This window comes from Nocardioides mesophilus, from assembly GCF_014395785.1.
Lineage (GTDB): Bacteria > Actinomycetota > Actinomycetes > Propionibacteriales > Nocardioidaceae > Nocardioides_B > Nocardioides_B mesophilus.
Genome location: NZ_CP060713.1, coordinates 869,215 through 884,006 on the forward strand (window position 1 = coordinate 869,215; position 14,792 = coordinate 884,006).

General features: G+C 73.5%; 11 protein-coding genes. 3 read left to right on the forward strand and 8 right to left on the reverse strand.

Annotation, left to right across the window (positions count from 1 at the left end; all coding sequences use genetic code 11):
* Position 1 precedes the first annotated feature (1 nt).
* Positions 2 to 418, reverse strand: coding sequence for a DUF3499 domain-containing protein (locus H9L09_RS04125; protein WP_187579460.1), 417 nt, complete (start codon positions 416 to 418; stop codon positions 2 to 4).
* A 49-nt stretch (positions 419 to 467) separates the two neighbouring features.
* Here H9L09_RS04125 and H9L09_RS04130 point away from each other — a divergent pair, with 49 nt between their 5' ends.
* Positions 468 to 929 carry a metallopeptidase family protein gene (locus H9L09_RS04130; protein ID WP_187579461.1) on the forward strand — a complete coding sequence of 154 codons (462 nt, stop codon included), beginning with the start codon at positions 468 to 470 and terminating at the stop codon, positions 927 to 929.
* A 4-nt stretch (positions 930 to 933) separates the two neighbouring features.
* Here the strand turns inward: H9L09_RS04130 and H9L09_RS04135 are convergent, their stop codons facing one another.
* The 3 genes from H9L09_RS04135 to H9L09_RS04145 all read right to left on the reverse strand — a co-directional run bounded on the left by H9L09_RS04135 (position 934) and on the right by H9L09_RS04145 (position 5,636).
* Entirely contained in the window at positions 934 to 2,391 is a 1,458-nt protein-coding gene (locus H9L09_RS04135) for a DUF5719 family protein (protein ID WP_187579462.1), read from the reverse strand.
* Positions 2,388 to 5,270, reverse strand: a complete 2,883-nt coding sequence (locus tag H9L09_RS04140) for a glycosyltransferase family 2 protein (RefSeq protein WP_187579463.1) — start codon at positions 5,268 to 5,270, stop codon at positions 2,388 to 2,390. Before H9L09_RS04140 ends, H9L09_RS04135 begins: the two co-directional genes overlap by 4 nt.
* Positions 5,271 to 5,381: 111 nt before the next feature.
* Positions 5,382 to 5,636, reverse strand: a complete 255-nt coding sequence (locus H9L09_RS04145; protein ID WP_187579464.1) for a WhiB family transcriptional regulator — start codon at positions 5,634 to 5,636, stop codon at positions 5,382 to 5,384.
* A 337-nt stretch (positions 5,637 to 5,973) separates the two neighbouring features.
* On the opposite strand from H9L09_RS04145, the gene cofD reads away from it, so the two are divergent.
* A complete protein-coding gene (gene cofD, locus H9L09_RS04150; RefSeq protein WP_187579465.1) occupies positions 5,974 to 7,035 on the forward strand; it encodes a 2-phospho-L-lactate transferase in 1,062 nt (353 codons plus the stop codon).
* Here the strand turns inward: cofD and H9L09_RS04155 are convergent.
* From H9L09_RS04155 to H9L09_RS04170, 4 genes are read right to left on the reverse strand one after another with little or no spacing between them, the layout of a single operon-like run.
* Entirely contained in the window at positions 7,016 to 9,229 is a 2,214-nt protein-coding gene (locus H9L09_RS04155) for an alpha-galactosidase (protein ID WP_187579466.1), read from the reverse strand. The genes cofD and H9L09_RS04155 overlap by 20 nt on opposite strands.
* Positions 9,226 to 10,146, reverse strand: coding sequence for a carbohydrate ABC transporter permease (locus H9L09_RS04160; RefSeq protein WP_187579467.1), 921 nt, complete (start codon positions 10,144 to 10,146; stop codon positions 9,226 to 9,228). The genes H9L09_RS04155 and H9L09_RS04160 overlap by 4 nt, the downstream gene beginning before the upstream one ends.
* A complete protein-coding gene (locus H9L09_RS04165; protein WP_187579468.1) occupies positions 10,143 to 11,069 on the reverse strand; it encodes a carbohydrate ABC transporter permease in 927 nt (308 codons plus the stop codon). Before H9L09_RS04165 ends, H9L09_RS04160 begins: the two co-directional genes overlap by 4 nt.
* Before the next feature lie 11 nt (positions 11,070 to 11,080).
* Positions 11,081 to 12,424, reverse strand: a complete 1,344-nt coding sequence (locus H9L09_RS04170; protein WP_187579469.1) for an ABC transporter substrate-binding protein — start codon at positions 12,422 to 12,424, stop codon at positions 11,081 to 11,083.
* Between the two features lie 318 nt (positions 12,425 to 12,742).
* On the opposite strand from H9L09_RS04170, the gene H9L09_RS04175 reads away from it, so the two are divergent.
* Positions 12,743 to 14,791, forward strand: coding sequence for a beta-galactosidase (locus H9L09_RS04175; RefSeq protein ID WP_187579470.1), 2,049 nt, complete (start codon positions 12,743 to 12,745; stop codon positions 14,789 to 14,791).
* Position 14,792 lies beyond the last annotated feature (1 nt).

The following is a 14,792-nucleotide window of genomic DNA, read 5'->3' on the forward strand; positions in this document are numbered from 1 at the left end:
CTCAGTCCTCGAGCGTGGGGACCGAGCGCAGGTGGTTGGGCCGTCCGGACCGGCCGGCCGGGCTCGGCGGCCCGGGCCGCGGGGGCTCGGGGGCACCGGGCTGCGTCGACTGGAGGAGCTGGCCGGCCCGGGACGCGACCGGGGCCGGGCGAGCGGCCTCCCGCACCGCGTCGGCGAGCGCGAGCAGGTCGTCGGTGGAGGGCCCGAGCACGTCGGGGTCCGGCGCCAGCCGGAGCACCTCCCAGCCGCGGGGTGCGCTGAGCCGGTCGCTGTGGGCCTCGCAGAGGTCGTAGGCGTGCGGCTCGGCGTAGGTGGCCAGCGGGCCGAGGACGGCGGTCTGGTCGGAGTAGACGTAGGTCAGCGTGGCCACCGCTGCCCGCCCGCAGGCGGTCTTCGAGCAACGGCGGGCTGGACTCACGTCGCAGACGGTACCCGGTCGGTCCCCCCGCGACGACTAGGCTCGCGGTATGACCTCGACAGGGACGCCGGTGGGCCGGCGCGGCGGGTCGCGCCGCGACCGGCGGGGCCGCGGCTCGCGGGGGCCGGCGGTGCTCCCCGGTCCGCTCTCCCCCGGCGGCGTGCCGGCCACCCGGTCCCGGCGGGCGACCTTCGACGACCTGGTGCTGGCGGTCGTGGAGGACCTGGAGGAGCGCTGGCACGACGAGCTGGGGCTCGTCGAGTTCGCCGTCGAGGAGGCCCCGCTCGTGCCCGACGACTGGGACGCCGACACCGTCCCGCTCGCCACCCTCGTGCCCGCCTCCGGCGGCACCCCGGCCCGGCTGGTGCTGTTCCGTCGGCCGATCGAGCTGCGGGCCGAGACCCGTGCGGACCTGTCCGCGCTGGTCCTCACGGTGCTGGTCGAGCAGGTCTCCGAGCTCCTGGGCCGGCCGCCCGAGGAGATCGACTCGCGCTACGACTCCCTGGAGTGAGCGCTCAGCGGGGACCCGGCCGCACCGACGGTGTGCGCACCCGCATCGGCAGCTCGGCCAGCGGTGTCTGCGCGAGGATCCCCCGACCGGCGTACGTCGCGGCGCCGTAGACGCTGCCCTCGAGCGGCGTGACCACGACGTAGGCGCTGCCGGTCGGCGGCTCCCAGGCAGCGGTCGCGCCGGGACCGATCGCGACCTCGTCGCTGCCGGTCTCCTTGCCGTCCGCGGCGTAGCCGGTGAGCGTGGCCCGGGCCGGTTGCGACCCGGCGCTGAGCTGCACGGTCGTCGTCGCCCGCGCCGGCACTGGTACGGCGGCCGGGTCGAGCAGCGGCAGCACCGGTCCGGCGTAGGAGTTGTCCGCGCCGGGACCGGTGCCGACGGTGCGGACGGCCGCGACCAGCGGCACCCGGGAGCGCACCCGCAGCGCGAGCGGCTCCCCCGCCGGCAGCACGTCGTCGAGCGGCACCGACTCCACGGCTCCGGGCGCGACACTGACCTGGTCCAGCCCCGTCGGAGCGAAGGAGCCGTTCGCGCCGACCACCTCGACCTCGACGAGCGCCTCCAGCTCCGAGGGGTTGGTCACCAGCAGCGTCCGGGACGCCCCGGCCGACGGGATGCCGGCGAGCCGGAGGTTGCGGCTCGGCCGCTGGGTCGCGGGCAGCCACTCCAGCCCGGCGGCCGCGCCCGGACGGGCGGCGTACCGGTCCAGGACCGCGGCGGAGACCCGGCCGCGGGCGGCCGCGACCTCGACGGTGAGCTCCTCGGTCTGCGGGGCGAGGTCGGCCAGGGAGAGCGTCACCGTCTCACCGGCGCCGATCGGGATGTCGCGGGTGCCGACCGTGTCGATCGTGCCCTCGGGTCCGTGCAGGCGGACGTCGACGACGGCCTGGCCGGGGTCGAGGTTGGTCATCACCAGGTCCGAGGCGTGGTCGAGGGAGGCGCCCGCGCCGGTGAACCACCAGCTGCCGCGAGGCGCCCGGCAGGCGGCCACGGCGCCGGCGGTGTCAGAGCTGTCGGTGCGGTCGCCGAACAGGCCGGCCGCCAGGTCACCCGAGGCGTCGAGGACCGGGGCCGGGCCGGTCGGGTCGGACGGCAGCTCCTCCAGCGCGCCGCGGGCCAGATCCAGCGGCTCCCCCGCTCGGCCGGGCTCCCCGACCAGCAGCTCGCCGCTGTCGCCGAGTGGCTCCCCGGCCGGCCGCACGTCGGCGAGACCGGCGACCACCCGGGTCGTGACCCGCCCGAGGCGGACGTCCTGCGTCGACGGGCAGGCCAGCAGGGCGCTGTCCACCAGGGTGCGGGCGCCCGCCGTCTGCCGCGGCGCCGGCTCGGCGGTGCCGGTCAGCAGCACGGCCGCCGCGGCCAGCGCCAGCAGCAGCACGCCGAGGACGGCGCCACCGCCTGGCACGGGACGCCGGGGACCGGTGGCCCGCCGGCTGCCCGGGACCCGTTGCGCGCTGCTCATCGAGTCACCCTCCTCGTCGGTGCGGCGAGCACCGCCACCGCGACCAGTGCGAGCCCCTGCACCAGCAGCAGCCACGGCCGCGCCGCCGACTGCTCGAAGGTCACCGGCGCGGCGTTCGCGGCCGGCTCCGCCAGCTGCCAGGCCCGCGAGCCGGGCGCGATCGCGCTGGCCCGGGTCAGCCCGCTGACGCTGTCGAGGTTGCCGGCGAGCTCCGGGTCGGCCGGCGCCGGGGCGTAGACGAACCCGACGCCGTACCCCTGGAGCTCGGTGACGTCCTCCGGCTCGGGAGCCGTCGCCAGCCTGCCGAGGACCTCGGTGAGGGGTTGCTGCTCGTCGACGGGCGGCAGCACGCTCTCGTCCCCGAGGCGCAGGCCGGCGTCGCGCAGGAGCAGGTAGGTGTAGCCGCCGGTATCGCTGCCGCGGACCACGAGCACCCCTCGGGAGGGGTCCTGGGCAGCGGCGTCGATCATGTAGGGAGGAGCCGGCTGCAGCGGGCGCCGGTCCAGCGGTCCCTCGGTCCCGGAGACCGTCCACCAGAGCACGCCCGCCAACGGCGAGAGCAGCGCCAGCACCACGACGGCGGCGCCGAGCGGCTGCCGCCAGCCGAAGCTGGCCCCGGACAGCCGGACCGCGATCCCGCTGCCGGCCACCGCGGCGGCGGTGACGGCGGCGGCCTGGGCCACCAGCAGCGGCAGCCCGAGCCAGAGCGGGTGCGCGACCGGCTCGCTCGCGAGCGCGACCTCGACCCGGGAGAGCGCCGCGGTCGTCACCAGCGCCACGACCAGGACCAGCCAGGCCGCCAGCACTGGGCGGCGCCGGTCGGTGCGCACGAGCGCCGCGACCGCTGCCAGGACCACGCCGATGCCCAGCCACCACGGCGCCGAGCCACCCGGCCGGGCGAAGACGATGTCGGTCCAGCCCAGCGCGTCCACCAGCGACGGCGCCGAGAGCCCGGCCTCGGTGAGCAGCGACGCGAAGCCCTGGTGCGACCAGGTGGCCACCGTCCAGGGCAGCAGCAGCACCGGACTGACCAGGACCGGCACGGCCACCGGCAGCCAGGTCGCCGGGCGGCGCCACGCGGCGGCCGGGCCGATCGCGCCGGCCATCCCGAGCACCAGCACCAGCACGGTCACCACGGCGGCCATCAGCCAGGCGAGCGGGGCGAAGGCGGACACCAGCGCCAGCCACAGCGTCGTCCGCCAGGCGGCCCGCCGACGACGGTCCACGGTCTCGTCCGGGCCGAGGAACAGCGCGGAGTGCGCCAGCCACGGCAGCAGCAGGGCCGCGGCGACGGTGCCGACGCGCCCCTGGCCGACCGCCCCGGTCAGCACCGGGAGCAGCCCGTAGGCCATCGCTCCCCACAGCGCCGCCGCGCGGGAGCCGGTCAGCCGGAGCAGGAAGCGGTAGCCACCGGCGGCGGCCAGCGGGACGGCGAGCAGCAGCAGCACGTCGAGCACCAGCCAGGCCTTCGCCAGCAGCACGGTCCCGAGCGCGGCCAGCGGCAGCAGGTACGGCGCGGCCGGCGCGGTGCTCCCGGTGCCGAGGTCGTGGCCGGCGGAGAGGTAGGTGGCCCACCAGTCGAAGGCGCTGTCGGGGGCCGGCAGCAGGGCGCCGCCGGAGAGCAGCCCCCCGCCCAGACGGCCGCGGGCACTCCACAGGGCCAGCACCAGCAGGCCGGCGAGCGCCAGCGCCACGGGGTTGGTGACCCAGCGGGCGACCAGGCCGGTGTCGGCAGGCAGGTTCTGCGCCTCCGCCGGGACCGGGCCGGTCTCGGCGGCCTCCAGCGCCGTGCCGTCCTCCCGCAAGCGCGCCCGCCGGGCGGTGGCCGCGTCGCCGGCCTGGCGGGCCAGCGCGGTGCCGGCCTCGGTGAGGACGTCGAGCCCGTGCCGGTACGGCAGCCACGGAGGGGCCAGCAGCGGCCGCACGTCGCGGGCGGAGACGACCGCGGCACGGGCCCGGCTGCGCCGCCCCTTCCAGATCCGCAACGGCCGGGCGTACGTCGCCGCCACCGCCGCCAGCTCGTCGAACGCCTCGCGGGGGGCGCGCAGCAGCAGCAGCCCGAGCGCCCGCAGCACGCTGCCGAGCAGCAGCCGCAGCACCAGGAAGGGGAGCGCCGCGGCGGAGCAGTTGGTCAGCATGGTGTGCAGCGCGGCGCGGCGCTCGGTGCGGCGTACGCGCCTGCCGGTCAGCGGTGTGACGCGCCGGCCGCGCGCGGCGGCCTCGACGTGGAAGACGATGGCCTCGGGGACGGTCAGGGTGCGGTGGCCGGCCCGGGCGGCGCGCCAGCCGAAGTCCAGGTCGGCCCCGAGCACGGGCAGGTGCGGGTCGAAGCCGAGCTGCTCGAGGACCGAGCGGCGCACCAGCATGCCGGCGGTGTTGACCGCGAGGACCTGGCGGCGCTGGTCGTGCTGGCCCTGGTCGTACTCGCCGCGCTCGAGCCCGGTCTCCCGGCGGCCGGTGCCGCTCAGGGTGACGCCGACCTCGAGGAGGCGCCGCAGCGAGGGCCACTCGCGCAGCTTGGGGCCGAGCACGTCCACGCCGGGCTCGAGGGTGGCGGCCTCGAGGAGCCGCTCGAGGGCATCCGGCGCGGGGGCGCTGTCGTCGTGGAGGAGCCAGACCCACTCGGCCTCGTCGAGGGCGGCGGTCCGGTCGAGGGCCTGCGTCACCGCGGCACCGAAGCCGGTGTCGGCGGGCAGGTGGTGGACGGCGTCGGGGCCGAGCCGGTCGGCGAGCAGCTCCGGACCGGCATCGGTGCTGCCGGTGTCCACGGCGATCACCCGGTCCGGCGGGCTCGTCTGCGCCTGCAGGGCGTCCAGGACCGCGGGCAGCCAGGGCGCGCCGTCGTGGCTCACGAGGAGGGCGCTCACCTTGGGTCTCACGGCGCCCCACCCTAGCCACCGGTCGGCGACGCGGAAGAATCGGCGAGGCGTCACGTTGCCCACACCCGCGCCCGGGCGCTCACCCGCTCAGGAGTGCCGTCCGGGCGAGGGTCAGACCGCGCGCTTCTTCAACTTGCGTCGCTCCCGCTCGGAGAGACCACCCCAGATGCCGAACCGCTCGTCGTGGTCGAGTGCGTACTCCAAGCACTCACCACGCACGTCGCAGGTCAGGCACACTCGCTTGGCCTCCCTCGTCGAGCCACCTTTTTCGGGGAAGAACGCCTCGGGATCGGTCTGCGCGCACAGGGCACGCTCCTGCCATCCCAGTTGCTCGGCGTCCCCGTCGAGGAGATACAGCTCTCGCACGGCACTCGCCCTTTCGACCCGTGGACCCCGGAAAGGGTCCCGCTCCCACAGCCTGTCCTTTGACGTCGGACCGGTCGGTCGGTTCCTTCGACCGGTCTGTCAGCATCCGAGAAGCCTCAGAGGGTGCCCTGATGACCTCGCCGGTGACGTCTTGCCTCACGCTAGTGCGATGCGTGGCGGTATGTGACCGAAACGAACAACACTGTGGGAATTACATGCCTGTCGTGCGCGTAAAGTCAAGCGCGGTTCTGCTATAGGACCCGTCCGGAAGCAACGGATGGCCCGACCGGGCCCCCGGGGTTGACCAATGCCTGCAAAGCCGACTAAGGAGACCCCCATGGACCACCTGAACGAGCCTGCCCCGGCCCCCGTGGAGACGGCCGGCTCCCCCGTCCCCGCGCTGCCCCGCCGGGTGACGGTTCTCTCAGGCGGGGTCGGCGGCGCACGCTTCCTGCGCGGCCTGCTGCACCGGATCGCCGGCACCCCCGGAAGCCCGACCGAGGTGACGGTGGTGGCCAACACCGCCGACGACATCTGGGTGCACGGGCTCAAGGTGTGCCCCGACCTCGACACGGTGATGTACACCCTCGGCGGCGGGATCGACGCGGTGCGCGGCTGGGGCCGCACCGAGGAGACCTGGAACGCCAAGGAGGAGCTGGCGGCGTACGGCGTCGAGCCGACCTGGTTCGGTCTCGGCGACAAGGACCTCGCCACCCACCTGGTGCGCACCCAGATGCTGGAGGCCGGCTACCCGCTGTCCGCCGTCACCGAGGCGCTCTGCCGGCGCTGGCAGCCGGGCGTCCGGCTGCTGCCGATGACCGACGACCGGGTCGAGACCCACGTCCTCATCGACGACCCGGCCGAGCCCTCGGGCCGGCGGGCCGTCCACTTCCAGGAGTACTGGGTGCGGCTGCGCGCCGAGGTGCCCGCCCGCGCGGTCGTCCCGGTGGGCCTGGAGCAGTCCGCCCCGGGCCCGGGAGTCCTCGAGGCGATCACCGACACCGACCTGCTGGTGCTGCCGCCGTCGAACCCGGTCGTCTCGGTGGGCACCATCCTCGGCGTCCCCGGCATCCGCGAGGCCGTCTCCTCCACATCGGCGCCGGTGGTGGGGCTCTCCCCGATCGTGGCCGGCTCCCACGTGCACGGGATGGCGGCGCAGGTGCTCACCGCCATCGGCGTGGAGGTCAGCGCCGCGGCGGTGGCCGAGCACTACGGTGCCCGGTCCACCGGCGGGGTCCTCGACGCCTGGCTCGTCGACGAGTCCGACGGGGCGGCGGTCGAGCGGGTGCGCGCGGCCGGCATCGCCTGCGCGGCCGTGCCGCTGATGATGACCGACCTGGACGCGACCGCCTCGATGGTCGACGCGGCCCTGCGGCTGCTCAGCGAGGAACGGCGCTGACCTCCAGCACCACCGCGTCCTCGGGCGCGAGCACCGGCGGCACCAGGCCGACGGTGCCCAGCGCGGCACCGGACAGGAGCAGCGGTCCGGGCGTCCAGCCCTCGCTCAGCTGCAACCTCGGGGCCCGTTCGGCAGGCACCGGTCCGACCACCCGGACCTCGTAGTCGCGCCCGGGGTCGAGCCCGGGCAACCGGACCGGGGAGGGAACCGCGTCGGCGGAGGTCGCAGTGCGGACCACGGCGTAGAGGGCCCGCCCGCCGTCCTCGGCGACGACCCCGTGCACCCACAGCGACTCGTCAGGCGAGTCCGCGCGGTGCAGCCGACCGGTGTGCAGCAGCGAGCGGTGCTCCCGGTAGAGGCCGATCCAGCCGGCCAGCTCGGTGCTCTCGGCCTCGGACAGCCCGCGCAGGTCCCACTCGATGCCGAAGTGTCCGAAGAGCGCGGTGGCGGCGCGGAAGGCCAGCCGGTGACGCCGCCCGGTCGTGTGCGCCTCCGGTCCGCCGACGTGGGCGCCCATCAGCTCCAGCGGCACCAGCAACGACGTCCATCTCTGGATCGACTGGCGCTCCAGCGCGTCGATGCAGTCGCTCGCCCAGATCCGGTCGGTGCGCTCGAGGACGGCCAGGTCCACCCGGGCGCCGCCGGAGCTGCAGCTCTCGATCTCCACCTCCGGGTGCGCCGACTTGAGCTCGTCGAGCAGCCGGTAGACCGCCTGCGTCTGCGCGTGCACCCCCGGACCGGTGTCCACGAGGTCGCGGTTCATGTCCCACTTCAAGAAGCTGATCGCATGCCCGTCGAGCAGCCCCAGCAGGGCGTCGCGCAGGTGGGCGTAGGCCTCGGGAACCCGCAGGTCGAGGACCTGCTGGTGGCGCCACGGCGGCGGGTCGGTCTCCCGGCCGCGCAGCATCCACTCGGGGTGCTCGCGGAACAGGTCGGAGTCCTGGTTGACCATCTCCGGCTCGACCCAGAGCCCGAACTCCATCCCGCGGCCGACCACGTGCTCGACCAGCGGCGTGAGCCCGGCGGGCCAGACGTCCGGGTCGACGGTCCAGTCCCCCAGCCCGCGCTGGTCGTCGCGGCGGCCCAGGAACCAGCCGTCGTCGAGCACGAACCGCTCGACCCCGATCGCGGCGGCGGCGTCGGCCAGCGCCGTCAGCCCGTCGAGGTCCTGGTCGAAGTAGACCGCCTCCCAGGTGTTGAGCACCACCGGCCGGGGCCGCTCGACGTGCTGGGGCCGGGCCCGCAGGTGCCGGTGGAACCGGTCGGTCAGCCCGTCGAGGCCACGGTCGCTCCAGCCGGCGTACACCCAGGGTGTGGTGTAACCCTCTCCTGCCTCGAGCCGGACCTCACCGGGACCGAGGAGCTCCCCGCCGCCGATGACCGCTTCGCCGGTGGGAAGCCGCTCCACCCAGGTGGTGTGGTCGCCGCTCCAGGCGGTGTGCACGCCCCACACCTCGCCGCGCCCGAAGCCGAAGCCGGGGGTGCCGGCGACCATGAGCAGGGTGGCGTCGTGGCCGGTGCGGCCGTGCCAGGAGTCGCGCACCCAGGCGCCCTGGTGGATCGGCTGTCGCTGGGGGGCGCGCTCGCGGCACCAGCGCCCGGTGAGGTCGAGCAGCTCGGTGGCCGGCGCCGGCAGCGGCAGGCAGGAGAGCAGGTGGGCGACCTCGAACCCCGCGGCGGCTCCGGCGCCGGTGCCGGCCCGGAGCGTGTGCCGCACCCGCAGCAGCCCCTCGGGGGTCAGCTCCAGCTCGGTGCGGACCTCGAGGCCGAGCTCGGCGTCGGCCGAGCGGAAGGTGACCCGGGCGGCGGTCGTCTCGTCGCCGTCCTCCACCTCGGCCGGCCCGGCGCCCGCGAGCAGGGGTACGGCGGGCAGGCCGGCCCCGCCGAGGACGCGGCCCTCCAGCACCCGCCGGCCGGTCCAGCCGCGGGCCGGCTGCGGCAGCAGGGGCAGTCGGAACGCCCGGTCCAGCGCGCTGTGCGGGACCACGGGCCGGGTGGCCCGCTCGACCGCCGCGGCGGCCTCGTTCGTCAGATCGCCGAGATCGGCGCCCCAGTGCACGACCGCCGGCAGCGACCCGTCCGGTGCGCCCGTGGCGTCCGGGTGCGCCGGCAGCGCCAGCAGCACCGACGTACCGGCTCGCCGAAGGTGCACGGTCCCGGCATCGCTGTGCACCGGCTCCGAGGCTCCCGTCATCCCTTGTTCGCTCCGAGGGTCAGGCCGCCCACGAAGTGCTTCTGCAGCACGATGAAGACGACGATCGTCGGGACCGCCGTGATCAGCGACCCGGCGGCCACCAGGTTGTCGTCGGTGAAGAAGGTGCCGTTGAGACTGGCCAGCGCGGTGGTGATGGGCTGGTCCTCGCCGCGGCCGATCATCAGCACCAGCGCCCAGAAGAAGTCGTTGTAGATCCAGGTGAACTCCAGGGTGGCCAGTGCCGCCAGCGGAGCCCGGCACAGCGGCAGGATGACCTGCCAGAACTGCCGCCACACGCTGGCGCCGTCGACCAGGGCCGCCTCGGTCAGCTCCACCGGCAACGTCTTCATGTAGCTGCTCATCACGAACGTGCAGAAGCCCATCTGGAAGGCGATGTGGATCATCACCACTCCGAACTGGCTGTTGGCCCACACCCCCGAGTCCGTCCAGGGCGCCGGCAGGTGCAGGTAGAGCCGGTAGAGCGGCGTGATCACGACCTGCTGCGGCAGCAGGTTGCCGGCCGTGAAGAGCATGAGCAGGGCCAGGTTGAACCGGAAGCTGAACCGGGCCAGGCCGTAGGCCACGAAGGTGGAGAGCAGCAGCACCACGATGATCGCGGGGATCACGATGGTCAGCGTGTTGAGGAAGTACGACCCCAGGTCGGCGCGCTGCCAGGCCTGGACGTAGTTGTCGAAGGTGAGCGTGTCCGGCCAAGACAGGTTGCCCTTGCGGATCGTCTCCGAGACCGGCCGCAGCGACATGTAGAACGCCCACAGGATCGGGGTGATCATCCCGATGCTGAAGGTGATCAGGAACGCGTACGCCAGCACCCGGGGGGCGCGGATCCGGGGCTCGGGTGCGGGCGGCCGGCTGGTCCGGACCTCGGACGTCACCGGGACGGGGGTGGCCGTGGTCATTGCGTCAGGTCCTTCCGGAACACCTTGTACAGGTAGGGCAGGATCACGACCATCGAGATGGCCAGCAGGATCACCGCGAGCGCCGAGCCGTAGCCCGGCCGGCTCGCCTCGCCGATCACGTTCTGCGTGACCAGCACCGACAGCAGCTCCAGGCCGTTGCGGCCGCCGTTGAGCACGTAGACGATGTCGAAGGCCCGCAGCGACTCGACGATGGTCACGACCAACACCACCACGTTGACCGGCGCGAGCGCCGGGAACACCACGTGCCGGAACGTCTGCCACTCGCTCGCCCCGTCCAGCGAGGCCGCCTCGCGCAGCGCGGGGTCGACGCTCTTCAGACCGGCGAGGAACAGGATCATCACGTAGCCGACGTGCCGCCAGCTCGCGGCGATCAGCACCAGGTACAGGTTGCCGTCGGAGGACAGCCAGGCCCGGTCCGTGCCGAGCACGGCGTTGAGCAGACCGTCCTGGTTGTAGATCAGCTCCCAGATGAAGCCGACCAGGGCCAGCGACAGCACGACCGGGACGAAGATCAGGCTCTGGTAGATCCGCGTGCCCTTCAGCTCCTTGTCCAGGACGTAGGCCAGCAGCAGCCCCAGGGTGGTCGGCACCAGCAGGAAGAACACCAGCCAGATGACGTTGTGCTCGACCGCCGGCCAGAACAGCGGGTAGATCGTGAAGATCTGCTCGTAGTTCTGCAGACCGACCCACTTCATGTCCGTGATGTTGTCCAGCGGGCCGAGCGTGCCGAACGACAGGATCACCGAGCCGATGGTCGGGACCCAGATCAGCGCGATGTGCAGCAGGGTGGGGATCCCGATGAGCACCCCGAGCACCAGCTTGTCGCGTGAGGTCAGGCGGGTCAGCCGCTTCCGCCGCCGCGCCCGGGCCGCCGGGCGCGGCGGCGCTGCTGTGTCAGTCATGGCGCTCCCTCTCAGCCGAAGATCGACTTCTTCTGCTCCTCGATGGAGCTGCAGAGCCCGTCGATGTCCTCGGGGCTGCCGATGAACTTCTGCAGCGACGGGATCATGACGGTGGAGGCGAAGTCGGGCCGGGTGTCGCGGTCGAGGAACTGGGTGATGTTCGCGGAGGCACCGACCAGCTCGGCGGCCTTCTTCTGCAGCGCGTTGTAGCCCGACGTGTCCGCGTCGCTGCTGGCCGCCACGTTGTTGGGGTCGCTCTTGAGGTAGGCGTCCTGGCCCTCGCCGCTGCCGAACCAGGCGAGCAGCTGCTTGGCCGCCTTCTCGTCCTCCGGCTTCGGCGACATCATCCAGCCGTCGATCGGCGCCTCGATGGTGTCGGTGCCGTGCTCCTCGTTGAGGGCGGGGAAGACGAAGAAGTCCAGGTCGTCGCGGTCCTCGGGCTTGGTGAACGCCTGGCCGACGAACATGCCGAGGTAGTACATGCCGACCTTCTTGTTCAGCAGGCCGGCCGCGCTGTCCAGCCAGTCACGCGCCAGCGCGTCCTTCTGGTGGTAGGGCATCAGCGAGCGCCACGTCTCGAAGACCGACTTGACCTCGTCGCTCTCCCACGACTCCTCCCCGGCCATCAGGCTGACGTGGAAGTCGTAGCCGTTCTGCCGGAAGTTGAGGACGTCGAAGGTGCCCATGGCGGGCCAGCCCTCCTTGTCGGCGAACCCGATCGGCTCGAGGCCGTCCTTCTGCATCTCCTGGCAGAGCGCGGTCAGGTCGTCCATGGTCTCCGGGATCGTGTAGCCCTTCTCCTCGAAGAGGCTCTTCCGGTAGAAGACCGCCCACGGGTAGTAGTAGAAGGGCACGAAGTACTGCTTGCCGTCGTTGCCGGTCGAGGCCTGCTTGAAGGCGTCGGTGAAGCCGTCGCCCATGTCGCCGGCCCAGAGGTCGGAGACGTCACCCGCGAAGCCCTGGTCGGCGAAGAACTTCATCCGGTAGCCGGCGAACCAGGCGTAGACGTCCTGGGGTCCACCCTGCAGGTAGCTGGTGATGTTCTCCTGGAACTGCTCGTGGTCGACGGTGTTCACGTCGACCTTGATCCCCGACTTCTTGATGAAGGCGTCGATCGAGTCCTTCAGCGCCTGCTGGGGGACCTCGTCGGAGAAGTTGGAGCCCAGCGAGGTGGCCGTGCCGCCTCCTGTTGCACCGCTCGAGTCGTCGCCGCCGCAGCCGGCGAGCCCGGGGATCGCTGCGAGCGCACCGCCGGCCATCATCCCGCGGAGCAGGCTCCGGCGGGTGAACGGGGACGAGACCGCCGGCGCGAGCGAGCGGGAGGGGGTCCACAGGGGGGACGAGGGACGCGTCATGGGGGCTCCTCAGGAGGGCGGCCCGCGGGCTGCGGGACCTGGTGGGTCGACGACAACGAACAGACGAGTTGAACATGTACGCACATGACCCAACATCGGATGATCGACCATCGTGGTGCTCGTCACACCCCCTGTCAACCCTCCACGCGGACCGTTACCAATGCGCTACAACTGGCCTAGACCCGTCGACACGCCCTCCGCCGGGGGCTGCCGCGGGAGCGGGGCCAGGCGCCGGCGGCCTCGCGAAGCGAACATCGTCCTGCGGGATCGATGTTCGTTTCTGTTGACTTTTGCCGCTCTCCGGACCAGGCTGCCCCCATGCCTTCGCCGTACTCCGGCCCCTCGACGCCGACGCGCACCCTGGCCGGTGGCGCCCTGTCGTTCGGCGGCGACTACAACCCCGAGCAGTGGCCCGAGGACGTGTGGCCCGAGGACATCGCGCTGATGCGCGAGGCCGGGGTCAACCTGGTCACCGTCGGGGTCTTCTCCTGGGCGCACCTCGAGCCCGAGCCGGGGGTGCACACGCACGACTGGCTGCACCGGATCCTGGATCTCCTGCACGCCGGCGGCATCTCGGTCGACCTCGCCACCGCGACCGCCTCGCCCCCGCCGTGGCTCTCCCACCGGCACCCCGAGGTGCTCCCCCAGCGTGCGGACGGTACCCGGCTCTCCTTCGGCAGCCGGCAGGCCTACTGCCCGAGCTCGCCGGTCTACCGCGAGCACGCCCGCGCCCTCGTCGAGCGGATCGCGCAGCGCCACGGCGACCACCCGGCACTGCGGCTGTGGCACGTCGGCAACGAGTTCGCCGACCACGTCCCGACCTGCTTCTGCGAGATCAGCGCCACCGCCTTCCGTGACTGGCTGCGGGAGCGCTACGGCGAGATCGACTCCCTGAACGCGGCCTGGGGCACGAGCTTCTGGTCGCAGCGCTACTCCTGCTTCGAGGAGGTGCAGCCGCCCCGGGCCACACCAGCCTTCGGCAACCCGACGCAGGCCCTGGACTTCCGGCGGTTCTCCTCCGACGAGCACCTCGCCAACCACGTCGCCGAGCGGGAGATCCTGCGCGACCACACCCCTGGAGTGCCGGTGACCACGAACTTCATGGCCGGCCGGGAGGTCGTGGACTACTGGCGCTGGGCCGAGGAGGTCGACCTGGTCAGCACCGACCACTACCTGGTCGCCGCCGACCCCCGGGCGCACCGGGAGCTCTCCTTCTGCGCCGACCTCACCCGAGGCCTGGCCGACGGCCGGCCGTGGCTGCTGATGGAGCACTCCACCAGTGCGGTGAACTGGCAGCCGCGCAACGTGGCCAAGCGGCCCGGGCAGACGATCCGCAACAGCCTCCAGCACGTGGCCCGGGGCTCCGACGGGGCCCTGTTCTTCCAGTGGCGCGCCTCGCGGGCCGGGGCCGAGAAGTTCCACTCCGCGCTGGTCCCGCACGCCGGCACGGACAGCCGGCTCTGGCGCGAGGTCGTCGAGCTGGGCGCCCTGCTGGGCAGGCTGGCCCCCGTGTGCGGCTCGAGGGTGGTGTCCCAGGTCGCGCTGGTGGTGGACTACCAGGCATGGTGGGCGTGCGAGGGCACCGCGCACCCGTCGGTCGACGTGCGCTACCGCGACCGTGCGGAGGCGCTGCACGGAGCGCTGATGGACGCCGGCCTCACCGTCGACGTGGTCCGCCCGGGAGCCGACCTGAGCGGCTACCCGCTGGCGCTCGTACCGACTCTGCACCTGGTCAGCGACGAGGACGCCGCCCGGCTCACCGACTACGTCCGCGGCGGCGGCCACCTGCTGGTCACCTACTTCAGCGGCATCGTCGACGAGCACGACCACGTCCGGCTCGGCGGCTATCCCGGTGCGTTCCGCGAGGTGCTCGGGGTGCGGTCGGAGGAGTTCTGCCCGCTGCGGGCCGGGGAGAGCGTGCGGCTCGTCGACCCGGACGGCGCGACCGCCGGCACGGCCGACGTGTGGACCGAGGACGTCCACCTCGAGGGGGCCCGGACCGTGCTCGCCTGTGCGGACGGCCCGGTTCCCGGGGCTCCCGCCGTGACCCGCAACGCGTACGGCGACGGCGTCGCCTGGTACGCCGCCGTCCGGACCGACCCGCAGACCACCGCCGACCTCCTCAGGCGCGTCTGCGCCGAGGCCGGTGTCGCCGCTGCGCTGCCGGTCCCGCCGGGAGTGGAGGCCGTCGTACGCCAGGACGAGCAGCACCGCTTCCTGTTCCTGCTCAACCACACCGACGGGGAGGTCTCGGTCCCCCTCCCCGAGCCGGGTGAGGACCTGGTGTCCGGCACCGCCGTCACCGGCGCCGTCGCCCTGGTCGCCGGGGGCGTCGCGGTCGTCCGCACCGAGGCCCGGGCCGGCTGAC

Excerpts from the sequence above, each read along its gene's own strand:
- H9L09_RS04155 (WP_187579466.1), bottom strand. The coding sequence starts at position 9,229 with ATGACGGGAGCCTCGGAGCCGGTGCACAGCGATGCCGGGACCGTGCAC.
- H9L09_RS04170 (WP_187579469.1), bottom strand. The coding sequence starts at position 12,424 with ATGACGCGTCCCTCGTCCCCCCTGTGGACCCCCTCCCGCTCGCTCGCG.
- H9L09_RS04130 (WP_187579461.1), top strand. The coding sequence starts at position 468 with ATGACCTCGACAGGGACGCCGGTGGGCCGGCGCGGCGGGTCGCGCCGC.
- H9L09_RS04160 (WP_187579467.1), bottom strand. The coding sequence starts at position 10,146 with ATGACCACGGCCACCCCCGTCCCGGTGACGTCCGAGGTCCGGACCAGC.
- H9L09_RS04175 (WP_187579470.1), top strand. The coding sequence starts at position 12,743 with ATGCCTTCGCCGTACTCCGGCCCCTCGACGCCGACGCGCACCCTGGCC.
- cofD (WP_187579465.1), top strand. The coding sequence starts at position 5,974 with ATGGACCACCTGAACGAGCCTGCCCCGGCCCCCGTGGAGACGGCCGGC.
- H9L09_RS04165 (WP_187579468.1), bottom strand. The coding sequence starts at position 11,069 with ATGACTGACACAGCAGCGCCGCCGCGCCCGGCGGCCCGGGCGCGGCGG.
- H9L09_RS04135 (WP_187579462.1), bottom strand. The coding sequence starts at position 2,391 with ATGAGCAGCGCGCAACGGGTCCCGGGCAGCCGGCGGGCCACCGGTCCC.